The sequence below is a fragment of the Vibrio sp. 3-2(1) genome (assembly GCF_963887575.1).
Classification (GTDB): domain Bacteria; phylum Pseudomonadota; class Gammaproteobacteria; order Enterobacterales; family Vibrionaceae; genus Vibrio; species Vibrio anguillarum.
In genome coordinates this window covers 1-6,073 of sequence record NZ_CAWPGB010000030.1, presented here as the reverse complement: position 1 = coordinate 6,073, position 6,073 = coordinate 1, and the positions used below count along the sequence as shown (strand labels likewise).

Annotated in this window: 6 protein-coding genes and 5 tRNA genes; 3 read left to right on the top strand and 8 right to left on the bottom strand. The window is 43.4% G+C overall.

Features of this window, described 5'->3' with window-relative positions:
- The 5 genes from AACQ79_RS11065 to AACQ79_RS11045 all read right to left on the bottom strand — a co-directional run.
- Positions 1 to 128 (bottom strand): GTP-binding protein (locus AACQ79_RS11065; RefSeq protein WP_235800309.1); only part of this gene is annotated, 128 nt, incomplete at its 3' end.
- 101 nt (positions 129 to 229) lie between these two features.
- Positions 230 to 305: transfer RNA gene (locus AACQ79_RS11060), tRNA-Thr, on the bottom strand.
- A 10-nt stretch (positions 306 to 315) separates the two neighbouring features.
- Positions 316 to 390 (bottom strand) — tRNA-Gly (locus AACQ79_RS11055).
- A gap of 34 nt (positions 391 to 424) precedes the next feature.
- A tRNA-Tyr gene (locus AACQ79_RS11050) sits at positions 425 to 509 on the bottom strand.
- A gap of 30 nt (positions 510 to 539) precedes the next feature.
- Positions 540 to 615, bottom strand: a tRNA-Thr gene (locus tag AACQ79_RS11045).
- Between the two features lie 212 nt (positions 616 to 827).
- Between AACQ79_RS11045 and coaA the strand changes: the two genes are divergently transcribed.
- The gene (coaA, locus tag AACQ79_RS11040; protein ID WP_010318972.1) at positions 828 to 1,751 is read left to right on the top strand and encodes a type I pantothenate kinase; all 924 of its coding nucleotides are present in this window, start codon (positions 828 to 830) and stop codon (positions 1,749 to 1,751) included.
- Between the two features lie 13 nt (positions 1,752 to 1,764).
- On the opposite strand, the gene birA is transcribed toward coaA, so the two are convergent.
- Both birA and murB read right to left on the bottom strand, forming a co-directional pair.
- Positions 1,765 to 2,727: a bifunctional biotin--[acetyl-CoA-carboxylase] ligase/biotin operon repressor BirA gene (gene birA / locus AACQ79_RS11035; RefSeq protein ID WP_088720733.1), complete on the bottom strand. Its 963-nt coding sequence runs from the start codon at positions 2,725 to 2,727 to the stop codon at positions 1,765 to 1,767.
- Entirely contained in the window at positions 2,724 to 3,770 is a 1,047-nt protein-coding gene (gene murB / locus AACQ79_RS11030; protein WP_010318970.1) for a UDP-N-acetylmuramate dehydrogenase, read from the bottom strand. The genes birA and murB overlap by 4 nt, the downstream gene beginning before the upstream one ends.
- 8 nt (positions 3,771 to 3,778) lie before the next feature.
- Between murB and AACQ79_RS11025 the strand changes: the two genes are divergently transcribed.
- Together AACQ79_RS11025 and pssA are read left to right on the top strand one after the other, a co-directional pair.
- Positions 3,779 to 4,261 (top strand): GNAT family N-acetyltransferase, encoded by a 483-nt coding sequence (locus tag AACQ79_RS11025; RefSeq protein ID WP_013857960.1) that lies wholly within the window; start codon positions 3,779 to 3,781, stop codon positions 4,259 to 4,261.
- A gap of 98 nt (positions 4,262 to 4,359) precedes the next feature.
- Positions 4,360 to 5,700 (top strand): CDP-diacylglycerol--serine O-phosphatidyltransferase, encoded by a 1,341-nt coding sequence (pssA, locus tag AACQ79_RS11020; RefSeq protein ID WP_013857962.1) that lies wholly within the window; start codon positions 4,360 to 4,362, stop codon positions 5,698 to 5,700.
- Positions 5,701 to 5,974: 274 nt separating this feature from the next.
- Here the strand turns inward: pssA and AACQ79_RS11015 are convergent.
- A tRNA-Asp gene (locus AACQ79_RS11015) sits at positions 5,975 to 6,051 on the bottom strand.
- Positions 6,052 to 6,073: the final 22 nt, after the last annotated feature.

The window sequence follows — 6,073 nt, the reverse complement described above, 5'->3', positions numbered from 1 at the left end:
TCACCACCGTACACTTTTGCAAGTGTAGTACAGATAGCAGCAGTTAGAGTTGTTTTACCGTGGTCAACGTGGCCGATAGTACCAACGTTTACGTGCGGTTTCGTACGTTCAAATTTTGCTTTAGACATGAGTTGTCCCTCTAGGTACGGATTTAGGTGGCTTTGATGACCACGCAACCAAAATTATTGGTAAGGAGTATATATCAAAAGGAGATAATTGCTTGGAGAGCTGGTGCTGATACCCAGAGTTGAACTGGGGACCTCACCCTTACCAAGGGTGCGCTCTACCGACTGAGCTATATCAGCACTCAAAAATTGGAGCGGGCAGCGGGAATCGAACCCGCATCATCAGCTTGGAAGGCTGAGGTAATAGCCATTATACGATGCCCGCACACGTAACTCTGAGAGCTATTTCCTTAAGAATATGGTGGAGGGGGACGGATTCGAACCATCGAAGGCGGAGCCGGCAGATTTACAGTCTGCTCCCTTTGGCCACTCGGGAACCCCTCCAAATTTTTTCTTCATTCTTTCGAAAAAGAATGGTGCCGACTACCGGAATCGAACTGGTGACCTACTGATTACAAGTCAGTTGCTCTACCTACTGAGCTAAGTCGGCATAAGTGGAGCGCATTCTATTGAATGATGCTCAGCCTTGCAAGCCTAAATATTAAAAAAAAACCAATTTTCCATAAATCTCGCCTGTTCGTTGCTTTTTCAAGCAAAATGCGTTTTCTCACTCAATTCTATCGTTTAAGGCATTTCCATTCTTTTCACCTTAATGTATGTTTCATCCTCTTCTTTTTTCTGTCATTCATCGTTAGGTATTTTATGGGTCCTTATATCTCTTTTGATCGCAATCAATGGGCCGAGCTACGTAACTCTGTCCCAATGACTCTCTCTGAGGCTGACTTAAAAGAGCTACAAGGTATTAATGAAAACCTAACGATGAAAGAAACGGCTGAAATTTATCTGCCTTTGGCTCGCTTACTTAATTTATACGTGGCCGCCAGACAAAGCCGAAATGCGGTTTTGCATCAATTTCTCGGTAATACCGATATATCGCCTCCTTTTATCATTGGCATCGCAGGAAGTGTCGCCGTTGGGAAAAGTACTACGGCGCGTTTGTTAAAAGCGCTTCTTTCACGCTGGGAGAATCATCCCAAAGTTGAACTGATCACGACAGATGGGTTTCTTTTTCCCAACAAAATTCTTAATGAAAGAGGAATTATGGGGAAAAAGGGGTTTCCTGAATCTTATGATATGAAACGTCTGGTACAGTTTGTGTCGGATGTTAAAGCAGGAAAAAGAAATGTAAGCGCGCCGATCTATTCACATCTTACTTACGACATCACCACTGAAGAGAAAGTCGTCGATAGGCCAGATGTGTTGATCATTGAAGGATTGAACGTCTTGCAAAGCGGCATGGATTATCCACACGATCCACATCGAGTGTTTATATCTGATTTCTTAGATTTCTCACTGTATGTCGATGCGGACAGTCAACTTATTGAAAAGTGGTATGTTGAACGCTTTATGAAGTTTCGTCACAGCGCCTTTAAGGAGACGGGATCGTACTTTAGCCACTACACAAAACTGTCTGAGCTAGAGGCGAGAGAAAAAGCTGAGAGCATCTGGCACTCGATCAACGGTAAAAATCTGCAACATAATATTTTACCGACCAAAGAGCGCGCTCAGTTAGTTTTGCGTAAAGGCCTCAATCATACTGTGGAAGAGATACTACTAAGAAAATAGTTTGGTAAAGCGGTTACTCTGCCTTGCGTAACGATATTTCGCCACCAATGTAACTCTCCATTCCATTCTCTGTTTCTAGCAACACTGCTCCATATTCGTTGATCCCGTGCACCACGCCATAGACCTCTTTGGGGCCCATAAGCAGTTTAACTTTTCGACCAATAAAGTTATCGAGTCGATTCCAGCGCGGTATAAAATCCTTCATCCCATAAAGCTCGTAATCACGTAGCGCTTGGTCTAATGATTGAATAAAGACAATAGCGAGCAAGTTCCTGTCTATTTTCAGACCGTCGGCTACCTGCGACAAACTTGCCCATGGCTGGTCAATGGCTTGCTCATTTTCGGGCATGAAAATGTTCATTCCCATCCCAATCACTAAATGTGCCGCTGCGCCAGCCTGCCCTGTCATTTCTACTAAAATACCCGCCAGCTTTCTATCCTGAAAATAGAGGTCGTTCGGCCACTTAAGCTTTACACCGTCAAATCCGATGCTTGCTAGCGCTTCCACAATCGCGACCCCGACCACAAGGCTAAGCCCCATTGCGGCCGCCATCCCTGCGTCGAGTCGCCAGTACATGGAAACATAAAGATTGCTGCCAAAAGGCGATATCCACTGACGCCCACGCCGACCCCGTCCATTAGCCTGATACTCTGCTAAGCAAACGCTGCCCGAAGCAAGGTTATCTACACGTTCTAACAGGTATTGGTTGGTTGAATCGATAATGGGGAAAAGCTCGACAGGGTTACGCACGGCATTTTGGATCTGTGTCACATCAAGTAGATTCAGTGATTGAGCAAGCTGATAGCCTTTGCCTTGGACGCGGAAAATATCAATTCCCCACTCCTGAATCCCTTTAATATGCTTACTGACTGCAGCGCGAGAAATACCAAGTTCTGCTCCTAGCAACTCACCAGAACAAAACTCGCCACTGGCCAGATGACGAAGTAATGATAGTTTGACACTGTGCTCTTTCACTTTAATTCCTTAGCAAGATGCTCAAGGTTCGTTTCACCAATCGCATCTAAAAATCGGACTTCATGCTCTAAAGATATCGAAAATTTATCCTGAACTGCTATGCAAACTTTAATCGCTAGTTGAATAACATCAAAGGCTGTAGCGCTACCTTTATTTACCAACACTAAAGCTTGCTTCGGATGCACTTGAGCATCACCTAAGCTATACCCTTTGAGCCCACACTGATCAATCAACCACCCAGCCGCTACTTTTCTGCCTTCTTCCACGGGGTAAGAAACAAGATCGGGATAACTCTCAAGAAGAGCCTGCCAATGTTCTAAACTAATAATTGGATTTTTAAAGAAGCTTCCTGCGTTACCTAGCACCCGCGGATCGGGTAATTTGGCATTGCGAGTAGCGCATACCCGTTTATAAATATCAATAGCTTGGCAGGTGTGACTATCCAGCTCTTGCAAAGGTCCATAATTCAGTACGGGTTGCCACTGCTTCAATAACTTTAGTCCTACCGCTACAACGATCGCGTTGCTGTGCAAAGCGTGCTTAAAAATAGAATCACGATAACCAAATAGACATTGTTTGGCGCTCAGGCGCTTGACGGTTAAGGAGTCTAAACAGAGATAATCAACGTAATCACACACATCTTGAAACTCTACACCATAAGCGCCAATATTTTGGATAGGAGCAGAACCTGCACAACCAGGTATCAAAGCCAAATTTTCAAGACCTGCAATATTTTGCTTCACAGCCCATTCAACAAGTGAAGGCCAATCCTCACCACCAGAAACATGCAAATAATGGTAATTATCATCCTGCGTGTGCTGTAACCCTTTCAGTTGGTTGCTTAAAACCATTCCTTGAAAATCACAAGTAAAAAGGACATTGCTACCTTTTCCTAACATCAACTTAGGCAAAGTCTGCCATTCTGCGCTCTGGTAAATTTCCACCAAATCTTGCACAGAGAAAACTTCAGCTAATAATTGACAAGATTGTTCTAGGCCAAAAGTGTGGTATTTTTTTAAGCTCGCATTGGGATGTAATTGCATGGCATTCTATGGATAAATTAAACTCACGCCATTCTACAACAGATAACTATTCGAAGCAGGAAGAAATGTGGCAACTACAATTTGACATACTCCCCCCGATAAAACTTCCTTTGATCAAGCGAATGTACAAAGAACATTACCCTTCAGCAAAAGCTAGGAAAGATGAATTGTGCGTTATAGGCACGCTCGATGGGCAGATATCTGCTGTTGTCAGATTTAAAAATATTGATGTATATCGATTACTGACTGGCATGCTTGTGCTGCCAGAAAACCAAAAAAAAGGGATTGGGTCGCAGTTGCTCAATTATTGCAGCGAGAATATTCTCAATAATCAGGATTATTGCTTCGCATACGCTCATCTTGAGCCCTTTTATGCTCGTCATGGTTTTCACTCCATAATGACAGAAGAACTACCAATAGCTCTTATGCAACGGTTTGAGCGCTATGTATCCAGTGGTAAAGATCTCATTCCTATGAGATACCTAGGCTAGTATGACGAGAATGCGCGGCTTTTCTAGCAATTGAACCGTTGAATTTGGTAATATCCCCAGTTCGCAATTTTGCAAATAAGTAAGGTAAATCATCCAATATGATTGCTCATAGAAACCCATTCGAGCGATTGCCGACCATCGCACAATCACCGGATCATTTTGAAGTTTTATTTTCGGCAAAAGAATTTAAAAATCATCTGATCCAGTCGATCCGTCAGGCAAGTAAACGAATCTATCTTGTAGCGCTGTATTTAGAAGATGACGAAGCAGGCAGAGAAGTTTTAACGGAGCTATATAATGCCAAGCAAAGAAACCCTGGCTTAGATATTGCGATTTGCGTTGATTGGCATAGAGCGCAACGTGGATTAATTGGTGCGGCCGCTTCGGAAGGCAATGCTTCAATGTATCAAGAGTTCTCTCAGAACCACGAACACGCCATTCCCGTATACGGCATCCCCGTGCGAGGTCGCGAAGTTTTTGGTGTTTTACATCTCAAAGGTTTTATTGTCGACGACCAGGTGATCTATAGCGGAGCAAGCCTTAATAACGTTTATTTGCATCACAAAGAGCGCTATCGATTCGACCGCTATCACACCATCGACAATCAATCTCTTGCCGATAGCATGGTACAATTTATTCAGCAAAAAATGATAAGTCATCCTGCTGTCAATGACTTATCAAACACATCGAAGCCAACGACGAAAGATATCAAAACTGACATTCGGCAATTTAGAGCCTCTCTAGCAACAGCAAACTATGAGTTTGAGTCACAGATCCCAACAGCCGATCAAGTGGCTTTGACGCCACTGGTAGGTATTGGAAAGCGTCGAAATAAACTCAACCACAATATTAACCAACTGATCGCTCATGCTAAAGATGAAGTCTTTATCTGCACTCCGTATTTCAATTTTCCAAAAAGTGTCGCTAAAGAAGTTAAGAAAGCATTGAAACGGGGTGTAAAAGTTCACATTGTCGTTGGCGATAAAACGGCAAACGATTTCTATATTTCCCCAGAGCAGACCTTCAAGACAATCGGCGGCTTACCTTATTTATATGAGCTTAATCTACGCCGTTTTGCCAAAGTAAATGAAGCTCATATTGCCAGTCGAAATCTTTCTATCCATCTCTGGAAACATGAAGAGAATAGCTTCCATCTAAAAGGCGTATGGGTGGATAAGCGCTACATGTTGATCACTGGTAATAACTTAAATCCAAGAGCATGGAAGCTCGATCTCGAGAATGCCATTCTCATCCAAGATCACTATCACCACTTAACACCTAAGTTTGAGCAAGAGATCGACAACATCCTTCGACACACTCAACTTGTTTGTACCTACAAACAACTAGAGAAGATAGAAAACTACCCTGATGCGGTACAAAAACTACTGCGTAAAGTAACGCGAGTTAAGGCCGATAGAGTGCTCAAACAGATTCTGTAAAGCACAACACTAAACGATTAGCCGACACAACGTGTCGGCTTTTTTATATGCCTACACGTTGTTTTCATATGGCTATTGATTGAGATAGTAGCGCCTTTCATGCAGCTACTCTGTTCGATGAACATAAGCCAAAAGAATTTCAGCGCTCAAGAGGACATCAAGGAATAAGCACAGGGAATCTAGTTGCAATAGAGAGAGCTTAAAACGACTTAAGCATCTCATTGAAACTCAAACGAAAAAAGCCCTGCTATTACTAGCAGGGCTTCTTAATAAGTGGCGGAGCGGACGGGACTCGAACCCGCGACCCCCGGCGTGACAGGCCGGTATTCTAACCAACTGAACTACCGCTCCGCAGCGTGTCTGGTTAGACAAT

Bases quoted from the DNA above. Each gene is read 5' to 3' on its own strand.
- coaA (WP_010318972.1), top strand. From the start codon at position 828: ATGGGTCCTTATATCTCTTTTGATCGCAATCAATGGGCCGAGCTACGT.
- murB (WP_010318970.1), bottom strand. From the start codon at position 3,770: ATGCAATTACATCCCAATGCGAGCTTAAAAAAATACCACACTTTTGGC.
- AACQ79_RS11025 (WP_013857960.1), top strand. From the start codon at position 3,779: ATGGATAAATTAAACTCACGCCATTCTACAACAGATAACTATTCGAAG.
- pssA (WP_013857962.1), top strand. From the start codon at position 4,360: ATGATTGCTCATAGAAACCCATTCGAGCGATTGCCGACCATCGCACAA.